The sequence below is a fragment of the Corynebacterium uropygiale genome, from assembly GCF_021568315.1.
Taxonomy (GTDB): Bacteria; Actinomycetota; Actinomycetes; order Mycobacteriales; family Mycobacteriaceae; genus Corynebacterium; species Corynebacterium uropygiale.
This window is the reverse complement of record NZ_JAKGSI010000006.1, coordinates 74,600-94,144: the sequence shown is the minus strand read 5'-3', so window position 1 is coordinate 94,144 and position 19,545 is coordinate 74,600. Positions and strand designations below refer to the sequence as shown.

Annotated in this window: 16 protein-coding genes; 10 read left to right on the top strand and 6 right to left on the bottom strand. The window is 69.1% G+C overall.

Annotated features, from left to right (window positions below; all coding sequences use genetic code 11):
* Positions 1–41: 41 nt before the first annotated feature.
* On the bottom strand, positions 42–446 hold the full coding sequence (locus L1O03_RS10880) for a PaaI family thioesterase (protein WP_236119988.1): 405 nt from the start codon (positions 444–446) through the stop codon (positions 42–44).
* 121 nt (positions 447–567) lie between these two features.
* Between L1O03_RS10880 and paaZ the strand changes: the two genes are divergently transcribed.
* A complete protein-coding gene (gene paaZ / locus L1O03_RS10875; RefSeq protein WP_236119987.1) occupies positions 568–2,646 on the top strand; it encodes a phenylacetic acid degradation bifunctional protein PaaZ in 2,079 nt (692 codons plus the stop codon).
* Positions 2,647–2,679: 33 nt separating this feature from the next.
* On the opposite strand, the gene L1O03_RS10870 is transcribed toward paaZ, so the two are convergent.
* Both L1O03_RS10870 and L1O03_RS10865 read right to left on the bottom strand, forming a co-directional pair.
* The gene (locus tag L1O03_RS10870) at positions 2,680–3,222 is read right to left on the bottom strand and encodes a VanZ family protein (protein WP_236119986.1); all 543 of its coding nucleotides are present in this window, start codon (positions 3,220–3,222) and stop codon (positions 2,680–2,682) included.
* 130 nt (positions 3,223–3,352) lie between these two features.
* On the bottom strand, positions 3,353–3,877 hold the full coding sequence (locus L1O03_RS10865; RefSeq protein ID WP_236119985.1) for a VanZ family protein: 525 nt from the start codon (positions 3,875–3,877) through the stop codon (positions 3,353–3,355).
* Between the two features lie 61 nt (positions 3,878–3,938).
* On the opposite strand from L1O03_RS10865, the gene L1O03_RS10860 reads away from it, so the two are divergent.
* Complete coding sequence (locus L1O03_RS10860) at positions 3,939–5,807, top strand: bifunctional ADP-dependent NAD(P)H-hydrate dehydratase/NAD(P)H-hydrate epimerase (protein ID WP_236119984.1); 1,869 nt, start codon at positions 3,939–3,941, stop codon at positions 5,805–5,807.
* On the opposite strand, the gene L1O03_RS10855 is transcribed toward L1O03_RS10860, so the two are convergent.
* Positions 5,708–7,264, bottom strand: coding sequence for a gluconokinase (locus tag L1O03_RS10855; RefSeq protein WP_236119983.1), 1,557 nt, complete (start codon positions 7,262–7,264; stop codon positions 5,708–5,710). The two genes, L1O03_RS10860 and L1O03_RS10855, sit on opposite strands and share 100 nt — an antisense overlap.
* A gap of 173 nt (positions 7,265–7,437) precedes the next feature.
* Here L1O03_RS10855 and L1O03_RS10850 point away from each other — a divergent pair, with 173 nt between their 5' ends.
* The 5 genes from L1O03_RS10850 to L1O03_RS10830 all read left to right on the top strand — a co-directional run bounded on the left by L1O03_RS10850 (position 7,438) and on the right by L1O03_RS10830 (position 12,045).
* Positions 7,438–8,685 (top strand): alpha-hydroxy acid oxidase, encoded by a 1,248-nt coding sequence (locus L1O03_RS10850; RefSeq protein WP_338026156.1) that lies wholly within the window; start codon positions 7,438–7,440, stop codon positions 8,683–8,685.
* Between the two features lie 83 nt (positions 8,686–8,768).
* A complete protein-coding gene (locus L1O03_RS10845; protein WP_236120025.1) occupies positions 8,769–10,058 on the top strand; it encodes an adenosylmethionine--8-amino-7-oxononanoate transaminase in 1,290 nt (429 codons plus the stop codon).
* Positions 10,055–10,747 (top strand): dethiobiotin synthase, encoded by a 693-nt coding sequence (bioD, locus tag L1O03_RS10840; RefSeq protein ID WP_236119982.1) that lies wholly within the window; start codon positions 10,055–10,057, stop codon positions 10,745–10,747. Before L1O03_RS10845 ends, bioD begins: the two co-directional genes overlap by 4 nt.
* Positions 10,748–10,797: 50 nt before the next feature.
* Positions 10,798–11,022 carry a hypothetical protein gene (locus L1O03_RS10835; protein WP_236119977.1) on the top strand — a complete coding sequence of 75 codons (225 nt, stop codon included), beginning with the start codon at positions 10,798–10,800 and terminating at the stop codon, positions 11,020–11,022.
* A gap of 18 nt (positions 11,023–11,040) precedes the next feature.
* Positions 11,041–12,045, top strand: coding sequence for a thioredoxin domain-containing protein (locus L1O03_RS10830; protein WP_236119976.1), 1,005 nt, complete (start codon positions 11,041–11,043; stop codon positions 12,043–12,045).
* A 63-nt stretch (positions 12,046–12,108) separates the two neighbouring features.
* On the opposite strand, the gene leuS is transcribed toward L1O03_RS10830, so the two are convergent.
* Positions 12,109–14,988 (bottom strand): leucine--tRNA ligase, encoded by a 2,880-nt coding sequence (gene leuS / locus L1O03_RS10825; RefSeq protein ID WP_236119975.1) that lies wholly within the window; start codon positions 14,986–14,988, stop codon positions 12,109–12,111.
* Positions 14,989–15,095: 107 nt separating this feature from the next.
* Positions 15,096–16,307, bottom strand: coding sequence for a dicarboxylate/amino acid:cation symporter (locus L1O03_RS10820; protein ID WP_236119969.1), 1,212 nt, complete (start codon positions 16,305–16,307; stop codon positions 15,096–15,098).
* Between the two features lie 109 nt (positions 16,308–16,416).
* On the opposite strand from L1O03_RS10820, the gene L1O03_RS10815 reads away from it, so the two are divergent.
* The 3 genes from L1O03_RS10815 to L1O03_RS10805 all read left to right on the top strand — a co-directional run bounded on the left by L1O03_RS10815 (position 16,417) and on the right by L1O03_RS10805 (position 19,539).
* Positions 16,417–16,896 (top strand): SdpI family protein, encoded by a 480-nt coding sequence (locus tag L1O03_RS10815; RefSeq protein ID WP_236119968.1) that lies wholly within the window; start codon positions 16,417–16,419, stop codon positions 16,894–16,896.
* A 322-nt stretch (positions 16,897–17,218) separates the two neighbouring features.
* Positions 17,219–18,865 carry an anthranilate synthase component 1 gene (locus L1O03_RS10810; RefSeq protein WP_236119964.1) on the top strand — a complete coding sequence of 549 codons (1,647 nt, stop codon included), beginning with the start codon at positions 17,219–17,221 and terminating at the stop codon, positions 18,863–18,865.
* Entirely contained in the window at positions 18,862–19,539 is a 678-nt protein-coding gene (locus L1O03_RS10805) for a glutamine amidotransferase-related protein (RefSeq protein WP_236119962.1), read from the top strand. Before L1O03_RS10810 ends, L1O03_RS10805 begins: the two co-directional genes overlap by 4 nt.
* The last annotated feature ends 6 nt before the right edge of the window (positions 19,540–19,545 follow it).

Below are 19,545 nucleotides of genomic sequence, written 5' to 3'. Positions count from 1 at the left end.
CCGCCTGAGGCTAGCGGCCGCCTGAGGCAAGGGGCCCGCCCCTACCCCTCGACGATCGCGTTGCTGATCCGGGCCGTGCAAAGGCGGCGGCCCTCCTCGTCGGTGATGATGACCTCGTGGGAGCACATCCGCCGCCCCAGGTGCAGGGCCCGGGCGCGCGCCGTGACGAGGCCGCGCCGTCCCGAGGCGTGGTGCGTGGCGTTGATATCGACGCCGACGGCCACCTTCCCCATCGTGGAGGCATGGATGACGGCCGCCCAACTGCCCACGGCCTCGGCGAGCGCGACCATCGCCCCGCCGTGGAGGAGGCCAAGGGACTGGCGGTTGCCGTCGACGGGCATGCTTGCCACGACCTCCTCCGCGCTCTCCGTGATCACCTGCACCCCCATCTTCCGGTCGAGTTCTCCCAGCTCAATGCGCCAGGGCTGGGTGGTGGGCTCGCTCATGGGGGCTCCTTCGCGCCGGGGCTGCCAGTGCGCAGCATGTAGTGGTGTAGGTTACACTACAAGCACATACTGACCGAACGGACGGTCGCCTCCCATCGAACCGGACGAGAGGAACACCCCCATGCCAGCCCCCATCACCCCGAGTTATCTCCTCGACGCGTGGGTCACCCCCACGGACCCTTCCCACACCACCGAGGTCACCGACCCCGCCACCGGGGAGATCATCGCCCGCAGCAGTACCGAGGGGCTCGACGTCGCAGCCGCCGTCGATTATGCCCGCCGCCGCGGCCAGGAGGAGCTCGCGCGGCTGAGCTTCCATGATCGCGCGCTCATCATCAAAAAACTGGCCCTCTACCTGCAGGAACACAAAGGTCCTCTCTACGAGGCCTCCGCGTGCACGGGGGCCACGGCCGCGGACCACCTCATCGACGTTGACGGCGGGATCGGCACCCTCTTCACGATGTCCTCCAAGGCCCGGCGCGAGATGCCCAACGCCACCGTCCTCATCGACGGCGCCACGGAGCGGCTCTCGCGCGACGGCTCCTTCCTCGGTGAGCACATCTACACCTCGCTTCCCGGGGTGGCCGTCCAGATCAACGCCTTCAACTTCCCCGTGTGGGGATTCCTCGAGAAATTCGCGCCGGCGTTCATTGCGGGGGTGCCGAGCATCGTGAAGCCGGCGACGCCGACGGGCTTCGTCACCGCTCGGTGCGTCGAGCTCATGGTGGACTCGGGGCTGCTTCCGCCCGGCGCGCTCCAGCTGCTCAGCGGCTCCGCCGGGGAGCTCCTCAGCTGCCTTGACTATCGCGATCACGTCGCCTTCACCGGCTCAGCGCGCACCGCCGAGCTGCTGCGCGGCAGCGTCGCCCCGGGCGTCCGCTTCAGCGCGGAGGCCGACTCCCTCAACGCCGCCCTCCTCGGGGAGGGGATTGGCCCCGGGGAGCCCGAGTTCGACGCCTACATCCGGGCGCTCGCCACGGAGATGCGCGCCAAAGCCGGGCAGAAGTGCACGGCCATCCGCCGCGCGATCGTGCCCGAGGCGGTGATCGACGACGTCGTCTCGGCGCTCGCGGAACGCCTGGCGGGCTCCATCCAGCTCGGCGACCCGCGCGACCCGGACACCACGATGGGTCCGCTCGTCTCCGCAGCTCAGGCCGCCGATGTGCGGGCTGCGATCACCCAGCTCGTTGACGCCGGGGGGCGCGTCGAGCTCGGCGGAGCAGAGGCGGGGAAGGAGCTGGGCGAAGCCTACGTGGCGCCCACGATCCTCAGTTTCCGCGGGGAGGCGCGTGAGGCCGCGGCCGTCCACGAGGTGGAGGCCTTCGGCCCGGTGGTCTCCGTGCTGGGCTATCGCGAGCGGGCGGAGGCTATCGCCCTCGCGGCGCGGGGTGGGGGCTCGCTCGTCGCGACCCTCTGCTCCCACGACCTCGAGGAGGTCCGCGAGGTGGCGACGGGCATCGCGGCGCACCACGGGCGCCTGCACCTTCTCGACCGCGACGATGCCCGAAGCAGCACCGGGCATGGCTCCCCGCTGCCGCACCTCATCCACGGCGGGCCGGGGCGCGCCGGCGGGGGAGAGGAGCTCGGCGGCGTGCGGGGCATCCTCCACTACATGCAGCGCACCGCCATTCAGGGCAGCCCCGACCACCTCACCGCCCTCACCGGCCAGTGGCACCGTGGGGCGGCCGTCCGCCGGGTCACGCGCGCCGACGTGGACTCTGGCGCAGGCGTGCACCCCTTCCGCCGTTCGCTCGCGGAGCTGCGGATTGGGGACCAGTTCGCCTCCGAGCTGCGCACCGTGCGGCTGGAGGACATCGAGCACTTCGCGGAAAGCACCGGGGACACCTTCTACGCCCACACCAACGAAGAGGCCGCGCAGGCAAACCCCTTCTTCCCCCGGCGCGTGGCCCACGGCTACCTCCTGGTGTCCTGGGCGGCGGGGTTGTTCGTCGACCCGGAGCCGGGACCGGTGCTCGCGAACTATGGCCTGGACAACCTGCGCTTCCTCACCCCCGTGACCTATGACGACGCCATCCGGGTGGAGCTCACCGCCAAGCGCATCACCCCGCGGGTCACCGAAGATTATGGCGAGGTCGCCTGGGACACGGTGCTCTACAACCAGCGCGACGAGGTGGTGGCCGAGTATGACGTGCTCACGCTCGTCGCCAAGGAGGGCGGGGAGGCACCCCGCGGCGCGTGAGGTGCGGGGCGGGGCGTCGTCGATGAGTGGCCATTATTGGACGACGTGGCTCGGGAGCTCGGAGGCCGGGTAGTAGACGGGTGTGAGCACGACGAGCAGCACAAAGACCAGCACCGACGCCCCGATAGCCCCCACCATGATCTTTTGGGTGTGCGGCCGGGAGCGATAGCGCATCCACCACGCGCCCGCCCCGGTGCCGAGGGTGTTGAAGAGGAGGTCATCGACGGAGGTGTGCCCGAGCGCGAAGAGGTACTGGCTGGTCTCGATGCCGCAGCTGATGAGCGCACCCGTGGCGACAATGCCCCTGATGCGCCACGATAAGCCCCTCGCCAGCAGGAATCCCACGGGGATGAAGAGGAGGAAGTTTCCGCACATGTCGAAGAGCGGCCGGAACCACGTCGGGCTGGTCCACAGCTGCTCGAAGGGCCAGAGCTCCAGGCTCCGGGCATGCTGATAGGCCGGGTGCCACAAGTAGCCGATCCGGAACTTCGTCTTGAGGATCGTGAGAGCGAGGATCACCGCCCCATAAGCAAGAAGTAATGCCCTGCTTAAAGGTCGTCTTAATTTCAGGGACATGCACCTCACCATAGAGGAATCAAAGCGATGAATCTTCCCCTCGGCGGTGAGATGGGGTCTGAGCGGGGAGGGAGCGGGGCGGGAGCCGGGCGCGGGGAGGATGCGGGGCGGGAACGCTCGCGGTCCTCGGTCAGGGCATGAGGTGAGCGGGGTAGAACACCGGGGTGAGAAGCACCATGAGGGCAAAGGAGGCGACCGCGAGTCCAATCACCCACACACTCACGCAGGCGGCGCGCTCCCCGGCGCGACGGCGCAGCCACCACGCGCCCATCCACGTTCCCAGCGTGTTGAGGATGAGGTCATCCGTATCCGTCCGGCCCACCGCGAAAATGAACTGCGTCAGCTCGATCCCCAGGCTGAACGCCGCCCCCGTGAGCACAATCCTCCCAAGAGGCCACGACGTCATCCTGGCGAGCAGAATCCCCAGCGGGATGAACATGAGGAAGTTGCCCAGGCAATCGAAGATCGGGCCGAACCACGTGGAACTCGCCCACAGCTGCTCAAAGGGGATGAGTTCCAGGCTGCGGTTGTGCTGATTCTCCGGACGCCACAAGTAGCCGATCCGATACGTCGTCTTGAGAACCGTGAGAGCGAGGACCATTGCGACATAGGCGATCAACACAACGCCCGTGCCCCTCGAGTGCGTGCGGTGCATAGTTTCCTCACTCTAGCTGAGGCCGGAGGGGCGAATGGCCTCCCGCATGCACAATGGGGGCATGAGTATCGCCCCCAGCGTCATCCCCAGCGCCCTGAGCCCCACCCGACACGGAATGCCATGCACGTCTGTCGTGTCGTGTGTGCCGTGTGCCCCGGCCTTCAGCGTGGCGGACATTCGCGCGGCAGAGGAGCCCCTCCTCCATGCCGAGCGCTACCCAGATCAGCTCATGCGCTCGGCCGCGCACCACGTCGCGGAGCTCGCCTATCTGCTGCTCCGAACGACGCGGCGGGCTGGGCGCGCGCGGCGGGCTGGGCGCGCGCTGCTCCTCGTGGGGCCCGGGGGTAACGGGGGCGACGCGCTCTATGCCGGGGCAGAGCTCCTCAGCGCCGGGGTGGGCGTCGAGGCCGTCCTGCTCTACCCGGAGAAGACCCATCCCCGCGCGTGCGAGGCCTTCCTCGCGGCCGGGGGGATCGAGCGCCCGGCCGAAGACCTGGGCGAGGCAGGGGAGTGGGGCCTGGTGATTGATGGGCTGCTCGGCATCGGGGCGCGCGGAGGGCTGCGCGAGGAAGCGCGGCGGCTGGTGGACGTCGTCGAGGGCTCCGGGGCCACGGTGCTCGCCGTGGACGTCCCCTCCGGGATCGAGGCGGACTCGGGGAATGCGGGCGGCCTGCACCTGCGCGCCGACGTCACCATCACGTTTGGGGGCCTCCGACGCGCCCACGCCCTGTGCCCTGAGTGCGGAGAGGTCATCCTCGCGGATCCGCGGCTGCCGGAGTCGGTCGGGGGCGAGGAGGCCGGGGCGAGCATCGGGGATCACCTCCGCGAGGCCACCCCCTCCATGCTGCTCACCCGCGCCTGGGCGGGCTCAGACACCCTCACGGACGCCGAGCTTCGCAGCGCACGCGGCGCCACGCTTCGCCACCTTCCGGTGCTCCGCGGCTTCCCGAGCCAAGAGCCTTCCGCCGGGGCGGACAAGTACAGCGGCGGGGTGGTGGGCATCGCGGCGGGTTCGACGACCTACCCCGGCGCAGCAGTGCTCTGCACCTCGGGAGCCGTGCGGGCGACGAGCTCGATGGTCCGCTATGCCGGCGGCCCCCGCGAGGCGGTCCTCGCGGCGCACCCGGAGATCGTGGCCTCGGCGGGCATCGACGACGCTGGCCGCGTCCAAGCCTGGGTGTGCGGCCCCGGCCGCGGGACGGATGAGACGGCCGCGCAGGAGCTCGGCGCGCTTCTGAGCGGAGCGGGGCAGCCGGGCAGCGAGGCCTGCCCGCTACTCATCGACGCCGATGGTCTCACGCTCCTCGCCGAGCATGCGTCCCTCCGCCGCGCCCTGCGGGCCCGCACCGGGGCGGATGTTTCACGTGAAACAGCATCGGGGGCGGGCGGCCAGCCCGTCGTCCTCACACCCCATGCCGGGGAGTTCCGGCGTCTGAGCAGGGCGTATGCGGAGGACGACCCCTCTGGGTCCTCCTGCCCCGATCCCGCCGAGGACCCGCGCGCTGCCGTCGAAGCCCTGGCTCGCTGGACCGGCGCGATCGTCCTCCTCAAGGGAAGGATGACGCTCGTCTCAGACGGCGAGCGCACCTACGCCATCGACAGCGGCAGCTCGTGGGCGGCGACCCCGGGATCCGGAGATGTCCTCGCCGGAGTGCTGGGCGCGCTCATCGCCCGCGCCCCGCGGGAGGGTGTTCTCGACGCCGTCCTCAGCGGGGTCCTGCTCCACGCCCGGGCCTCGGCCCTCGCCGCCGAGAGGGCTGGCGGTGGCCTGGGCAGTGCGGCGCCGGTGAGCGCCGGGCAGATCGCCGAGGCGATCCCCCTGGCCTGGGCTTATCGCGGCTCCGGGGCGCCGGGTGAAGAGGCCGCGGGGGACGCGGATGGCGCGGCCGGCTGGGAGGCTGTGGAAGCTGGTGCCACGAGCGCGTCATAGGAGCGCTGGAATTCCTCGGCAGCGCGGTCCCAATACTCCTGCTCCTCCGTGCGCGGGGCGATGGCCTCAGCCCACGGCGGTGTGGCCGGAGTCGCGCAGTGGCCCAGGGCGTCGAGCGCGATGAGAGCGGTGCCTCGCAGGGTGGCTCGCTTCATCTCCAGCGGGGTCACCTCGCAGCCCAGCGCGCTGGCGAGCGGCTGGAGCCACGCCGGCATCTCGGAGGTCACCCGCCCCGAGGCGATGATCCGCCGCGGCCGGGCGCCCGCGGCGCGAAGCTCCTCCCACACCCGGCGGTAGGAGAGCACAATGCCCTCGACCATCCCTCGCCAGAGGTCCGCGGGGCCGCAGGCCTCGGTCACCCCGGTGATGGCTGCCTGGGCGTCGGCGGCCCATCCCGTGGAGCGCTCCCCGGAGAGGAACGGCAGAACGTGCGGGGTGGCCGGGCGCGGGGGTGCAAGGAGCGCCGCCGCGATCTCCTCCTCCGGGATCTCCCGGATGGTGGAGCGCAGCCAGGAGACCGCGCGTCCGACGTCGTTGAGCGCCCCGCCCACGATGCACTGCTCACGGGAGACGCGGTAGCACCACAGGCCGCCGGGGATGCGCTCGGGGACGTGGGGGAGGAGGACGCGCACGGCGCCAGACGTCGCTGCGGCCACGGCCACCGTGTCCTCGTCACTTGCGCCCGGGCCGACGGTGGAGGGCCAGCCGTCGGGAATGGCGGGGAGCCATGGGAGGCCCTCGAGCTCCGACCATTCCGCGGGGAGCTTCGTTGGGAGAAGGGGCTCCGAGGGGTCGCAGATCGGGGCGAAGAGCTCAGGGCTGACGCCCAGGACGTCGAGGATGGCCGTGTCCAGCTCGCCAGTGTGCGCATGAAGGATGCCCGACCAGGCGGCCATCGAGGTGGAGATCCCGCGGACTCCGGCGAGCTTCGCGTACACGTACTCGCCGAGGGTCATGACGGCATCTGCGGCGGCGAACTCCTCCGGCATCGTGCGCGCCGCCCAGCGCAGGCGCGCCGGGTGATAGGAGGTGTGGAGGCGCACCCCGGTGCGGACGTGATAGGCCTCCTCGTCGATAGTGCCGCGCAGGGCGTGCACGTCGGCGGCGCAGCGGGCATCGGCATAGGTGGCGCAGGGGGTAAGCGCCTCCCCCCGGCGGACGAGGAGGAAGGACGAGGCGAAGGTGTCCATCGCCACCCCGACGAGCTGCGGGGCAAGATCGTGCTCGCGAATGCACTCGAGTACCCCGTCGATGATGCGGCGGCACTCATCCACGACGGCGTCCGCGTCGATCGTGCTGCGGCCGTGCGCGTTGGTGTCGAAGTGGTGGGGAATGCGCTGCTTAGAGCCCTTGACGGGGCGCCCCAGGGCGTCATAGAGCCCGCCCCGCGAGGCCGTGGATCCGATGTCGAGGGCTAGCACATAGGGCGCCTGAGAGCGTCGGCACGGAACCGACATCGTGGGAATTTTCCGACGCGCTGGGCGGGCGTCTGGGGAGCCGGGATCGCAAGCCTTCATGCCTTCCACGATAACGGCGCGCCCGTACCGCCCCGGACGCCGAGGGTGGCCCGAAGTAATAGCAGGGCTATCATGAGCCCACACAGTCTTGTCCATCGCGAAGGAAGTTTCACGTGAAACGGCAATTACCGCAGATCTCTGAGCTCCTGCCTCTCATGCAATTCTCGAAGCCCTCGCTCGATCGCCGGGCCGCGCGGCTCTCGAAGACCGCGAGCATCTCGGACCTCCGGGCTATCGGCAAGCGCCGGACCCCGAAGCCGGCCTTCGATTATGTCGACGGGGCCGCCGTCGACGAGCGCACCGCCGACCGCACCCGCGAGGCCTTCCTTAACTGCGAACTCATCCCGCGCGTCCTCCAGGGTCACCAGGACGTCAAGCTCGCCACCACCATCGCTGGCGGGCCCTCCGCGCTGCCCTTCGGCATCGCGCCGACGGGCTTCACCCGCTTCATGCACTCCGAGGGCGAGGATGCCGGCGCCGCCTCCGCCGCAGCCCACGGCATCCCCTTCGCTCTCTCCACCATGGGCACGCGCAGCGTGGAGGAGGTTGCCGCGGCCTCCGGGACGGGTCGCCGCTGGTTCCAGCTCTACCTGTGGCGCGACCGCGAGGCCTCCCGGGACCTCCTGCGCCGCGCCCGCTCCAACGGCTTCGACGCGCTCATCGTCACCGTCGACACCCCCGTGGCCGGGCAGCGCCTCCGCGACGTCCGCAACGGCATGACCATCCCGCCGAAGCTCACGCTCTCCACGGTGGTCGACGCCGCCTGGCGCCCCGAGTGGTGGTTCAACTTCCTCACTACGGACCCGCTGACCTTCGCCTCCCTCTCCAACACCACCCACAACCTCCCCGAGCTCATCGACTCCATGTTTGATCCCACGATCAACATGAAGGACCTCGCGTGGATCCGCGAGAACTGGGACGGGCCGCTGCTGGTCAAGGGCATCCTCACCCCGCAGGATGCGCGCATGGTGATCGACGCCGGCGCGGACGGCATCGTCGTCTCCTCTCACGGTGGCCGTCAGCTCGATCGCGCGCCGCTGCCCCTCCAGGCGCTCCCGGCCATCCGCGCGGAGCTCGGGCCGGACGTCGACATCATCTATGACTCCGGCATCCGCTCCGGCAACGACGTCGCGGTTGCGCTGGCCCTCGGCGCTGACTTCTGCCTCATCGGTCGCGCCTACCTCTACGGCCTCATGGCCGGCGGCCGCCAGGGCGTGGACCGCGCCATCGAGCTCATCGCGAATGAGCTGAGCACCAGCCTCCACCTCCTCGGCGTCTCCGGGATCGATGAGCTCTCCCGCGAGCACGTCCGCACCCCGTGGGATCCCCGGGAGGAGACGAAGGACAGCGCCCGCAGCTAGTCCGCACTTTCCGGTGCGGCCACGCCGGCCGCTTTCCCCACGTCAGCCCCCTGTTTGAACGCCGTTCAGCAGGGGGCTTTAAGCTGAAAGACGTGAACACTGAGGAGCTCCTTCGACTCGATGCCCGCCACGTCTGGCACCCTTACGGCCCCCTGCCGAGCCGCGTCCCCTCGCTCCCCGTCGCCTCCGCCAAGGGCACCCGGCTGCGGCTCCGCGACGGGAGAGAGCTCATCGACGGGATGAGTTCATGGTGGGCCGTCGCCCACGGCCACTCCCACCCGGAACTGGTGGATGCCGCTACCCGGCAGGCCCGCACGATGAGCCACGTCATGTTCGGGGGCCTCACGCACGAGCCGGCGGTGGCTCTCGCCCAGGATCTCGTCGAGCTCACCCCCGACCCGCTCGACTGCGTGTTCTTCTCCGACTCGGGGTCCATCTCCGTCGAAGTGGCCATCAAGCTCGCGCTCCAATACGCCCGCGCCACCGGGCACCCGGAGCGCACGCGCATCATGACCTGGCGGGGCGGCTACCACGGGGACACGCACTGGCCCATGAGCGTCTGCGACCCCGAGGGCGGCATGCACTCCCTCTGGGCCGGCGCGCTTACCCCGCAGGTCTTCGCCCCACGCCCGCCCGATCGCGGGGCAGGGGAGGAGCAGATTGCCGCGTACCTCCGGGAGGTCGAGAGCCTCCTCACCGACGAGGTCGCCGCGTTCATCATCGAACCCGTCGTCCAAGGCGCCGGCGGCATGCGCTTCCACGACGAGGCCACCGTCCGCGGCATCCGCGACATCTGCCGCCGCCACGGCCGACTGTTCATCGCCGATGAGATCGCGACGGGCTTCGGCCGCACCGGCGTCCTCTTCACCACCGGAGCCGACGCGGCCGCCGCAACCCCCGACATCCTCTGCGTCGGCAAGGCCCTCACCGGCGGATTCTGTACGCTCGCCGCCACTCTCACCAGCACGGAGATCGCCCGCACGGTGTCCGAGGCCCACGGCGGGATCATGCACGGGCCCACGTTCATGGGCAATCCGCTGGCCTGCGCGGTGGGTCATGCGGCGATGGGGATCATCCGGCGCGGCGAGTGGCGGCGCCAGATTCCCCGCATCGAGGCGCAGCTCCGCGCGGGCCTCGCCCCCCTCCGTGCCGACGAGCGGGTGGCCGACGTCCGAGTCCTCGGGGCCATCGGCGTCGTCGAGATGCGCTGCCCCGTCGATATGCCACGCGCCACCCGCGCCTGCGTCGATGCCGGCGTCTGGCTCCGCCCCTTCGGCAAACTTGTTTATACAATGCCCATGTTCCCCAGCTCAGAGGAGGAGATCACCACGATCTGCTCCGCCATGAGCGCCATCGTGGAGGCCCAATCATGACGATCACACTCATCAGCGGCACAAATACCGACGTCGGCAAGACCATCGCCACCGCGGCGCTCGCCCTCCGCTCCCGCTCGGAGGGCCGCACGGTCTGCGTCATGAAGCCCGCCCAGACCGGGGAGCCGGAGGGATCCGGGGACCTCGCCACCATCACCCGGCTCACGGGGCTCGACGCCGCCCAGCTCATCGAATGCGCGCGCTTCCCGGAGCCCCTCGCGCCGGACATCTCCGCCCGGCGCGCAGGCATGGACCCGCTCGCCCTCGGCACGGTCCTCGACGCCGTCTCCGCCGCAGCCGAGCGCTGCGATCACCTCCTCATCGAGGGCGCCGGTGGGCTGCTCGTGCGCCTCGGCGTGGAGAAGAACTCCCCGTGGACCCTCGCTGACCTGGGCATATGCTTGCAGGAGCAGGGGCTCGCCCCGGAGTGCGTCCTCGTCACGACGGCCGCCCTCGGCACGTTGAACTCCACGGAGCTGAGCGTCGAGGCCCTCCGCCGCAGGGGGCTCGAGTGCGCGGAGCTTATCATCGGGAGCTACCCGTCGGAACCGGAGCTGGCGGAGAGGCTCAACCTCGAGGACCTCCCGGACGTCACGGGGGTTCCGCTCGGCGCGGTGATTCCCGCCGGGGTGGGGGCTCTCAGCCCAGAGGAGTTCCAGGCCCAGGCTCCCAGTTGGTTCCGGGGCTGAGGGGCTCGCCGTCCGGGATGCCGCGGCGCGGTGCGGCTAAGATCCAAAGCATGGAGGACACGAACAGCAGCAATTACAGCGTCCGCATCATCGCGGGGCTCATTCTCTTGGTGACGTTTGGCGGGTTGCCCACCATGGTCGATGGCCGACCACTGTGGGCGGCGCTGCTCGGGGCGGCGGGGGTTATTGTCGGGATCGTCATGTTGGCGCTCTCCCTGGGGACCATCCTGCGTAATCGGCGGCGTAATCGGCTCAAGCGCCTGCACGAGTCCTAGGCGCGTAGGGTGGTGCCCATGCTGCAGCACCACCCACCGCATGATTCCTGTAGCCCTGACCTTGCGCGCGACCTCGAGGTCATGGGGGAGGACGTTCCTGCCTCGCTGCGGAAGGGAGGGAGCGCGTCCGAGCCGGAGGTCCAGGCCCCACTGACCGTGCGCCCCGCCATCACCGTGTCCGTGTTTCACGTGGAACGTGACATCATTGCGCGCTCGCGGCAGATTCCCGTCCTCGTTCTCCTGGGCGGCCCCCTCGACCCCGGGGTCGCCCGCACGCGCAAAGCTCTCTCCGCCGCCGCGACGGCCGCCGCCGGACAGTGGGTCTTCGCCTGGGTCAACGCCGATTCCGACCCCGAGGTCATCGATCAATTCCACCCCGAGTCCCTCCCGCGGCTCTATGCCGTGGCGGACGGGACGGCGATCGGCCACACGGGGATCGCACACACCGAGGAGCTCGAGGCCTGGATCGACACCGCCCTCACCCACGCGAGCGCCCGCCTCCCCGGGCTCCCGCCCGAGGCGCGATTCGAGACCGAGCCCGCCAGCCACGCCCCCGGCGAGCGCCCGGAGATCGCCACAGCCGGCTCCCAGCCCGCCAGCCACGCCCCGTCCGAGCTGCCCGAAACCGAGCTCCGCGCGGCGGCCGAGGCCGTCGCCACCGGCGATTACTCCGAGGCCCTCAGCATCTACGCCGCCCTGCAGGACACGGCATCCCCCAGCGACCGTCCCGTCGTCGAGCGCGCCATCGCCGCCGTGTCCGTCCTCGAACGCGCGCAGCAGCGACCCCCGAGCGCCGACCCCATTCGCCTCGCCGATGCGGAGCCCACGAACCCGCAGGCCGCCCTCGACGCCGCCGACGCCCACATCATCCTCGATCAACCAGAGGCCGCCGTCCGCCGTCTCATCCCGCTCACGCAGCACCCCGAGGTCCGCGCGCGGCTCCTCCAGCTCCTCACCTTGCTTCCCCCGAACAGCGACGAGCTCCCCGCAGCCCGGCGCGCTATCGCTAACGCCGTCTTCTAGCTGCTGGGGAGCTCGCGGGGAAAGCGCGAGGCCGGGCCAGAAACCGAGTGGCCCCGCGCCGGCTTACTTCACGACGAGGTTCACCATCCGCCCCGGCACAACGATCTTCTTCACGATCGTCTTCCCCTCGACGAAGCCGGCAACCCGGTCCTCCGCGAGGGCCTTCTCGACGATGTCCTCCTGGGAGGCGTCGGCAGCGACCATGATGCGGGCGCGGACCTTGCCGTTGATCTGGACGGGAAGCTCGACTTCATCGTCGTGGAGCCACTTCTCATCGAAGGTGGGGAAGGATTCGTAGGTGAGCGTGTCCTCGTGGCCCAGGCGGGACCACAGTTCCTCCGCGATGTGCGGGGCCACCGGCGCGACCATGATGACCAGCGGGCTCACGGCATCCAGCGGGATCGTCTCCGGGTAGGTCTTCGTCAGATAGTTGACGTAGGCGATGAGCTTGGCCACCACCGTGTTCATGCGGAGATTGGCGTAGTCATCGCGCACGCCCGCGACGGTGCGGTGCAGCTGCCGTTGGTCCTCCTCAGTGAGGGGGAGGTCCTGGGTAAGCAGTGCGCCGGAATTTTCGTCGATAATGAGGCGCCACAGGCGCTGGAGGAAGCGCTGGGAGCCGACGACGTCCTTCGTCGCCCAGGGGCGGGACGTGTCGAGCGGGCCCATGGACATCTCGTAGACGCGGAGGGTGTCGGCGCCGTACTGGGCGCAGATGTCGTCGGGGGAGACGGAGTTCTTCAGCGACTTGCCCATCTTCCCGTACTCCTGGAAGACCTCCTCGTCCTTCCACCAGAAGCGGCCATCGCGCTCCTCAATCTCCGCGGCCGGGACGTACACGCCGCGGGCATCCGTGTAGGCATAGGCCTGGATGTAGCCCTGGTTGTACAGGCGGCGGTAGGGCTCCTTGGAGCTCACATAGCCGAGGTCATAGAGCACCTTGTGCCAGAAGCGGGAGTAGAGCAGGTGAAGCACCGCGTGCTCGACGCCGCCGACGTAGAGGTCCACGCCGCCCGGGTCCTGGGGGCCGTGCTCCTCCGGCTGCGGGCCGGTCCAATAGCGCTCGTTCTCCAGGTCGCAGAAGATGTCGCTGTTCTGCGGGTCAATGTAGCGGAGCTGGTACCAGGAGGAACCCGCCCACTGGGGCATGACGTTGGTGTCCCGGGTGTACGTGCGCGGGCCGTCGCCGAGGTCCAGCTCCACCTCCACCCAGTCGCGGACCTTCGCGAGCGGGGGCTGCGGGGAGCTCGTGGCGTCCTCGGGGTCGAAGGCGACGGGGTTGTAGTCCTCCACCTCGGGCAGCTCGACGGGCAGCATGGACTCGGGCAGCGCGTGGGCCACGCCGTCCTCGTCGTAGACGATGGGGAAGGGCTCGCCCCAGTAGCGCTGGCGGGCGAAGAGCCAATCGCGCAGCTTGTACTGGATCTTCTCCCGGCCGCTGCCGTTCTCCTCCAGCCATTCGATGGCGCGGGCGATGGCCGCCGCCTTGTCCAGGCCGTTGAGGTCCAGGCCCTTCTCGTTGGCGGAGTTCACGGCGGTGCCGGACTCGGTGTAGGCCTCCTTCTCGACGCAGCCGCCGGCCACCACCTCGATGATCGGCAGGCCGAAGACGGTGGCGAACTCGTAGTCGCGGGTGTCGTGCGCGGGGACGGCCATGATGGCGCCCGTGCCGTAACCGGTGAGGACATAGTCGGCGATGAAGATCGGCACTTCCTCGCCATTCACCGGGTTGATGCCGTAGGCACCGAGGAAGACGCCCGTCTTCTCCTTATTCTCCTGGCGCTCCAGGTCGGACTTCGCGGCAATCGACTCCCGGTACGCCTGGACGGCCTCCGCCGGCGTCGACTTCCCGAACGTCCACCGCGGGTCCACGCCCTCATAGGACTGCGTGCCGCCGGCGACGAGCTCATCGACCAGCTCGTGCTCAGGCGCCAGGACCATGTACGTCGCACCGAAGAGGGTGTCCGGCCGCGTGGTGAACACGGTGATCGTGTGCCTCTGCGCGCTGAAGTCCACCTCCGCGCCGCGGGAACGCCCGATCCAATTCCGCTGCATCGACTTCACCTTCTCCGGCCAGTCGAGCAGCTCGAGGTCATCAAGCAGGCGGTCCGCGTAGGCGGTGATGCGCATCATCCACTGCGAGAGGTTCTTGCGGAAGACCGGGAAGTTCCCCCGCTCCGAGCGGCCCTCCGCCGTGACCTCCTCATTCGCCAGCACCGTGCCGAGCCCCGGGCACCAGTTGACCAGGGAGTTCGAGCGGTACACCAGGCGATAGGCGTCGACGACGCGAGCCCGGGCGACACTATCCATGTCCTGGAAGCTGCGCCCGTCCTCCTCGGCGATGTCGGCCGGCACCGAGCGCTCGCCGCTTTCGAGCAGCGGGAGGAGCTCATCGATGGGCCGGGCCTTCTGCTGCTCCTCGTCGAACCAGGAGTTGGAGATCTGCAGGAAGATCCACTGCGTCCAGGTGTAGAACTCGGGGTCGGTCGTCGCGACGGAGCGGCGCTCATCGTGACCGAGGCCGAGCAGCCCGATCTGCCGCTTCATGTTCGCGATATTCGCCATCGTCGTCGTACGCGGGTGGGTGCCCGTCTGGATGGCGTACTGCTCAGCGGGCAGGCCAAACGCGTCAAAGCCGAGCGTGTGGAGGACGTTCTTCCCGAGCATCCGGTTATAGCGGGCGTAGACATCCGTCGCGATGTAGCCCAGCGGGTGCCCCACGTGGACGCCCGCCCCCGAGGGATAGGGGAACATGTCCTGAACGAAAAGCTTATCCTTCGGCAGCTGCTCGCCGCTCTGAGGCGCTAAGGATCCCACAGGGTTCGGCGCGTGGAACGTGCCGTTCTCCTGCCACCAGGCCTGCCACTTCTTCTCGATGTCGTTTGCCAGTTCCGGGGTGTAGCGGAACCCGTTGTCTGAGGTCGCTTCGCTCGGCGTAGTCATGTGTCATTAGTGTAGTAGCCCAGGTGGCGGCGGACGCGACAAGCTCGACGAAGGCCCCTCCCAGGACGAGCGGGAGGGGCCTTCACTTTTCTCGACGCCGGCCGGCGCTAGTCCACGAGCCCAGCCTCCTCGGCGGCCTGGCTCTCCGGCATGGAGTCCTTCGCGAAGCGATTAATAATGAGAGCGATAGCACCATCGCCCGTGACGTTCGCGGCCGTCCCGAAGGAATCGATGGCGATGTACGCCGCGATCATGAGGGCGACCTGGTCGCCGTCGAAACCCAACATGCTCTGGAGGAGGCCCACCGCGGCCATGATCGCGCCGCCGGGGACGCCGGGGGCGGCGATCATCGTGATGCCGAGCATCATGATGAAGCCCACCGCGAGGCCAGGGGAGACCGGAGTCTCCGTCATGTACATGATGGAGAAGGCGAAGAGGCCGATCTTCATCATCGAGCCTGCGAGGTGGATGGTCGCGCACAACGGCACGACGAAGCCGGCGACGTTATGCTCCACCCCGTTCTTCCGGGCGCAGGAGTAGGTGACAGGGATCGTCGCCGCGGAGGAGGAGGTGCCCAGCGCCGTCGCGTAGGCGGGAAGCATGGTCTTCAGCGCGCGCAGCGGGTTCACCCCGGCGATGCCGCCGGCCAGCAGGTACTGGACGATGACGTAGAGGATCGTCATGACCGTCGCGAGGATGAGGACCTTACCGAACGTGATGAGCGTGTAGGTCAGGTTCCCGTTCATGCCCAGTCCCAGGAACATACCGAAAATGAACACCGGGAGGAGGGGGATGATGAAGTTCTCGATCACCTTCATCACCACGCGCTGGAGGTCCTTGGCCCCCTCGTAGAGGGTGTCAGACTTCACGACCGTCATCGACAGGCCCACGGCAAACGCAAGGAGCAGCGCGGACATGACCTCCAGCGGCGGGGCCATCTCCACCGTGAAGTAGGGCTGCAGAGCGCCCTCCTCGACGTCCACAGCGGAGGACAGCCGATCGCCGCCCAGGAGGATCGGATACACGGCCAGGGAGAGCAGATACGCGATGATGCCGGACACGATCGTGGAGACGTAGGCCACCCCCGTCGTGATTCCCAGCCACTTGCCGGCGCCCCGTCCGAGGCCCGCGATGGCCGGGGTGATGAGGGCGAAAATGAGGACGGGAACAAAGAAGCTCAGGAAGTTCCCGAAGAGCCCGTTGAAGGTGGCGAAGATCCGCGCCAACCACACGGGGAAGAAGAAGCTGCACACTATGCCGGCGATGATCGCTACAACCACGCGGAACAATAGCGAGGAGCTGAGTTTTTTCAGTTCCATGAGTATGTCTCTCTCTGCGCTGAGGCCAGAATTATTGCTTGTGTGATGAACATTACCGCACGTCACCCCGGTGAACAGGCATCACCTCTCCCCGGATAGGGTGGAACACATGAATAGTGTTGTGGGCACCATACTGTTAATCCTCGCGGTGGTGCTTCTCGTTGTCGGTGTTCTCGCGTGGCGGCGGCGCCTCCCGGGGAACAATGTCATCGGGCTCCGCGTCCCCGAGGTCCGCACATCCCCCGAGGTGTGGGCGGGCGCCCACGCCGTCGCGGGCCCGGTGTGGATCTTCGGCGGCATCGCGCTTCTCTTCGGCGCCATCGTCGCCTACGTCGCCTTCGGCTGGCTGTGGCTCATCCCGCTGGCCGCCGTGTTCATCGCCCTCTACGCGCTGGGCGCGGGCGCGAGCGCCGGGGCGCGCACGGCCGCGCTGCTCGACGCCGAGGCGCAGGACAACTCCTCCTGCTGCTCCAGCGGCGGTTCCGCACAGGACGGCGCGCAGAGTGGGACAGGTTCTTCGCAGCCGACGACGCCCCAACCGCAGGTGGACCTCGACGCCCTCCGCCGCGCCGCCCGCTCCCAGGACTAGGCGGAGCGTACCGCGCCGAGGGGGTGCGCACCGGGTGGGCGTCGTCGAACCTCTGGCGGGGGAGGGGCCGGCCGCGGGCTACCCCCACGCGGCGGGGCTGGTTGCGAATCCCCTCCACCGCCACTAGTTTCACAACTATGAAGGACGTCTCCCCGCTGAGCGATCAGCTCCGGTTCTGGTGGTGGCACGCTGTGTAGCGGGCCACCAGCTGTTGCGTCTCCCCATACTTCGGCAGAAGGGTCCGCGGCTTCATCACGAAGCACCAGCGGGCCCTTTTTTCATACCCCTCCGACCGCGAACTCGATGAAAGGCTCTCTCCACGATGACCCCACCCGCACACTCCGCGCCGCGCCCGGAGTTTGATGTCCTCCGCCGGGAGGTTGCGTATCGCGAAGATGCCTCCGCGCTCTTCGCCCACCTCGGCGGCACCCGGGCCACGGATTCCGTCCTCCTTGAGAGCGCGGATGTCACCACCCATTCCGGCATTACCTCCGTCATGGTGCTCCGCGCCGCCCTGCGCGTGACCTGCGAAAACGACGAAGTCAGCGCGCACGTTCTCACCCCGACGGGCCAGGCGATGCTGCGCCGCCTCGACTCCCAGATCGGGGAGTACCGCGTCCCGGAGTTGAGCGTCGAGGGCCACTCCGTCTACCGCTTCCCGGCCTCCGAGGCCATCGATGAGCGAGACCGCCTCAAAGCCGTGAGCACGATGGAGCCGCTGCGCCGCCTGCAGCGGGACTCCGGGGTTCGGGAGGACCCCGGTGCGCAGGGGGCGGCGGGGGCGCTGCCGTTCCTCGCGGGCGGCTGGGCTTATGACTACCTCGGGACGTTTGAGGAGCTCCCGGAGGTGGGGGCCTCCGCCAACACGTACCCGGATTATCAGTTCATCGCGGCGGAGATTCTGCTGGAGATCAACCATGAGGAGCACCGCGCGGAGCTCAGCGCCCTCTGCCAGCCTGAGGATCGCGCGCGCCTCGAGGCGGAGCTGGAGGAGCTAGCCCGCTCGATCGCGGACTCCCCGGAGGAGGCCGCCCCCACGGGTGCGCCGGCGCAGGCCACCGATCCGGAGGCTGAGCCCCTCCAGGTGCGGGCAACGATCTCGGACGAGGAGTTCTGCAGCATCGTCCGCGACCTGCAAAATGACATCGAGCAGGGGGAGATTTACCAGGTCGTCCCGGCGCGCGCCTTCCTCTCTCCGTGCCCGGACGCCTTCGCCGCCTACCGCCAGCTGCGCGCCACGAACCCCAGCCCCTACATGTTCTATGTTCGCGGCACGTGCACCCCGGAGGGGGAGCGCCCCTATGAGCTCTTCGGTGCTTCGCCGGAGTCGAACGTGAAGTACACGGCCGCGAACCGGGAGATTCAGATTTATCCCGTTGCCGGGACGCGCCCGCGCGGCCTCAACCCGGATGGTTCGGTCAATCACGAGCTGGACATCCGCGCCGAGCTGGACATGCGCACGGATGCGAAGGAGCTCGCCGAGCACGTCATGCTCGTGGACCTCGCGCGCAATGACCTCGCGCGTGTGGCGGTGCCGGCCACGCGGAAGGTCGTCGACCTGTTGCACGTGGACCGTTACTCCCGGGTGATGCACCTTGTCTCGCGGGTCGTCGCAACGCTCGCGGAGGACTGCGATGCCCTCGACGCCTACCGTGCCTGCATGAACATGGGCACGCTGACGGGCGCGCCGAAGCTTCGGGCCACCGAGCTCATCCGCGGGGTGGAGAAGGAACGCCGCGGGTCCTATGGCGGGGCGATCGGCTACCTCCGCGGCACGGGGGACATGGACACCTGCATTGTCATTCGTTCCGCCTTTGTGCAGGATGGGCAGGCCATCGTGCAGGCGGGCGCCGGCGTGGTCCGGGATTCCCGCCCCCAGTCCGAGGCCGATGAGACCCTCCACAAGGCCTACACCGTGCTTAATTCCCTGGCCCTCGCCGCCCACCGACCGCTGGAGGTTATCCGATGAGCAACTCCATCATCCTGATCGACAACCGCGACAGCTTTGTGTACAACCTCGTCGACGCCTTCGCGACGACGGGAAACGCCTGCACCGTTTTCCGGAACACCGTGGAGCCAGAGCAGGTCCTCACGGCGGAGCCGGATCTCGTGTGCCTCTCGCCCGGGCCCGGCCACCCCTCGGAGGCGGGGCGGCTCATGGATATCCTCCGTGCGGCCCTGGAGGCGCCGGGGCACGGGGGCCGGGGCGTCCCGGTGCTGGGGATTTGCCTCGGTTTCCAGGCGCTCATCGAGCACTTCGGTGGGAGCGTCGGGCCGTGCGGCGCTGTGCATGGCCACTCCGAGAACATGACTCTCACCGAGGCGGGCGCGCGGCACCCGGTCTTCGCGGGGCTCACGGTCGATCGCGATCCCGAGCACCCCGAACGCGATGGGTCTCTTGTGCCCGTGGCGCGCTATCACTCGCTGGGGTGCACGTCGACGCCTGAGGGCCTGCGGAATCTTGCGAGCATCGAGACTCCGCGCGGCCCCATCACGATGGCCGCGGAGACCACCGTCGCCGAGGGGCCGGGGCGAGCGATGGGCCTGCAATTCCACCCGGAGAGCGTGCTGAGCCCGGCGGGGCCGCTCATCCTTCAGCGCAGCATCGAGTACTTGTTGACCACCCACTCAGCCACCCACTAAGGACGC

What these genes read in the sequence shown, in the direction of transcription:
- L1O03_RS10855 (WP_236119983.1), bottom strand. Translation starts at nt 7,264, where the DNA reads ATGTCGGTTCCGTGCCGACGCTCTCAGGCGCCCTATGTGCTAGCCCTC.
- paaZ (WP_236119987.1), top strand. Translation starts at nt 568, where the DNA reads ATGCCAGCCCCCATCACCCCGAGTTATCTCCTCGACGCGTGGGTCACC.
- L1O03_RS10860 (WP_236119984.1), top strand. Translation starts at nt 3,939, where the DNA reads ATGAGTATCGCCCCCAGCGTCATCCCCAGCGCCCTGAGCCCCACCCGA.
- L1O03_RS10835 (WP_236119977.1), top strand. Translation starts at nt 10,798, where the DNA reads ATGGAGGACACGAACAGCAGCAATTACAGCGTCCGCATCATCGCGGGG.
- L1O03_RS10815 (WP_236119968.1), top strand. Translation starts at nt 16,417, where the DNA reads ATGAATAGTGTTGTGGGCACCATACTGTTAATCCTCGCGGTGGTGCTT.
- L1O03_RS10805 (WP_236119962.1), top strand. Translation starts at nt 18,862, where the DNA reads ATGAGCAACTCCATCATCCTGATCGACAACCGCGACAGCTTTGTGTAC.
- L1O03_RS10870 (WP_236119986.1), bottom strand. Translation starts at nt 3,222, where the DNA reads ATGTCCCTGAAATTAAGACGACCTTTAAGCAGGGCATTACTTCTTGCT.
- L1O03_RS10830 (WP_236119976.1), top strand. Translation starts at nt 11,041, where the DNA reads ATGCTGCAGCACCACCCACCGCATGATTCCTGTAGCCCTGACCTTGCG.
- L1O03_RS10820 (WP_236119969.1), bottom strand. Translation starts at nt 16,307, where the DNA reads ATGGAACTGAAAAAACTCAGCTCCTCGCTATTGTTCCGCGTGGTTGTA.
- leuS (WP_236119975.1), bottom strand. Translation starts at nt 14,988, where the DNA reads ATGACTACGCCGAGCGAAGCGACCTCAGACAACGGGTTCCGCTACACC.
- L1O03_RS10880 (WP_236119988.1), bottom strand. Translation starts at nt 446, where the DNA reads ATGAGCGAGCCCACCACCCAGCCCTGGCGCATTGAGCTGGGAGAACTC.
- bioD (WP_236119982.1), top strand. Translation starts at nt 10,055, where the DNA reads ATGACGATCACACTCATCAGCGGCACAAATACCGACGTCGGCAAGACC.
- L1O03_RS10865 (WP_236119985.1), bottom strand. Translation starts at nt 3,877, where the DNA reads ATGCACCGCACGCACTCGAGGGGCACGGGCGTTGTGTTGATCGCCTAT.
- L1O03_RS10810 (WP_236119964.1), top strand. Translation starts at nt 17,219, where the DNA reads ATGACCCCACCCGCACACTCCGCGCCGCGCCCGGAGTTTGATGTCCTC.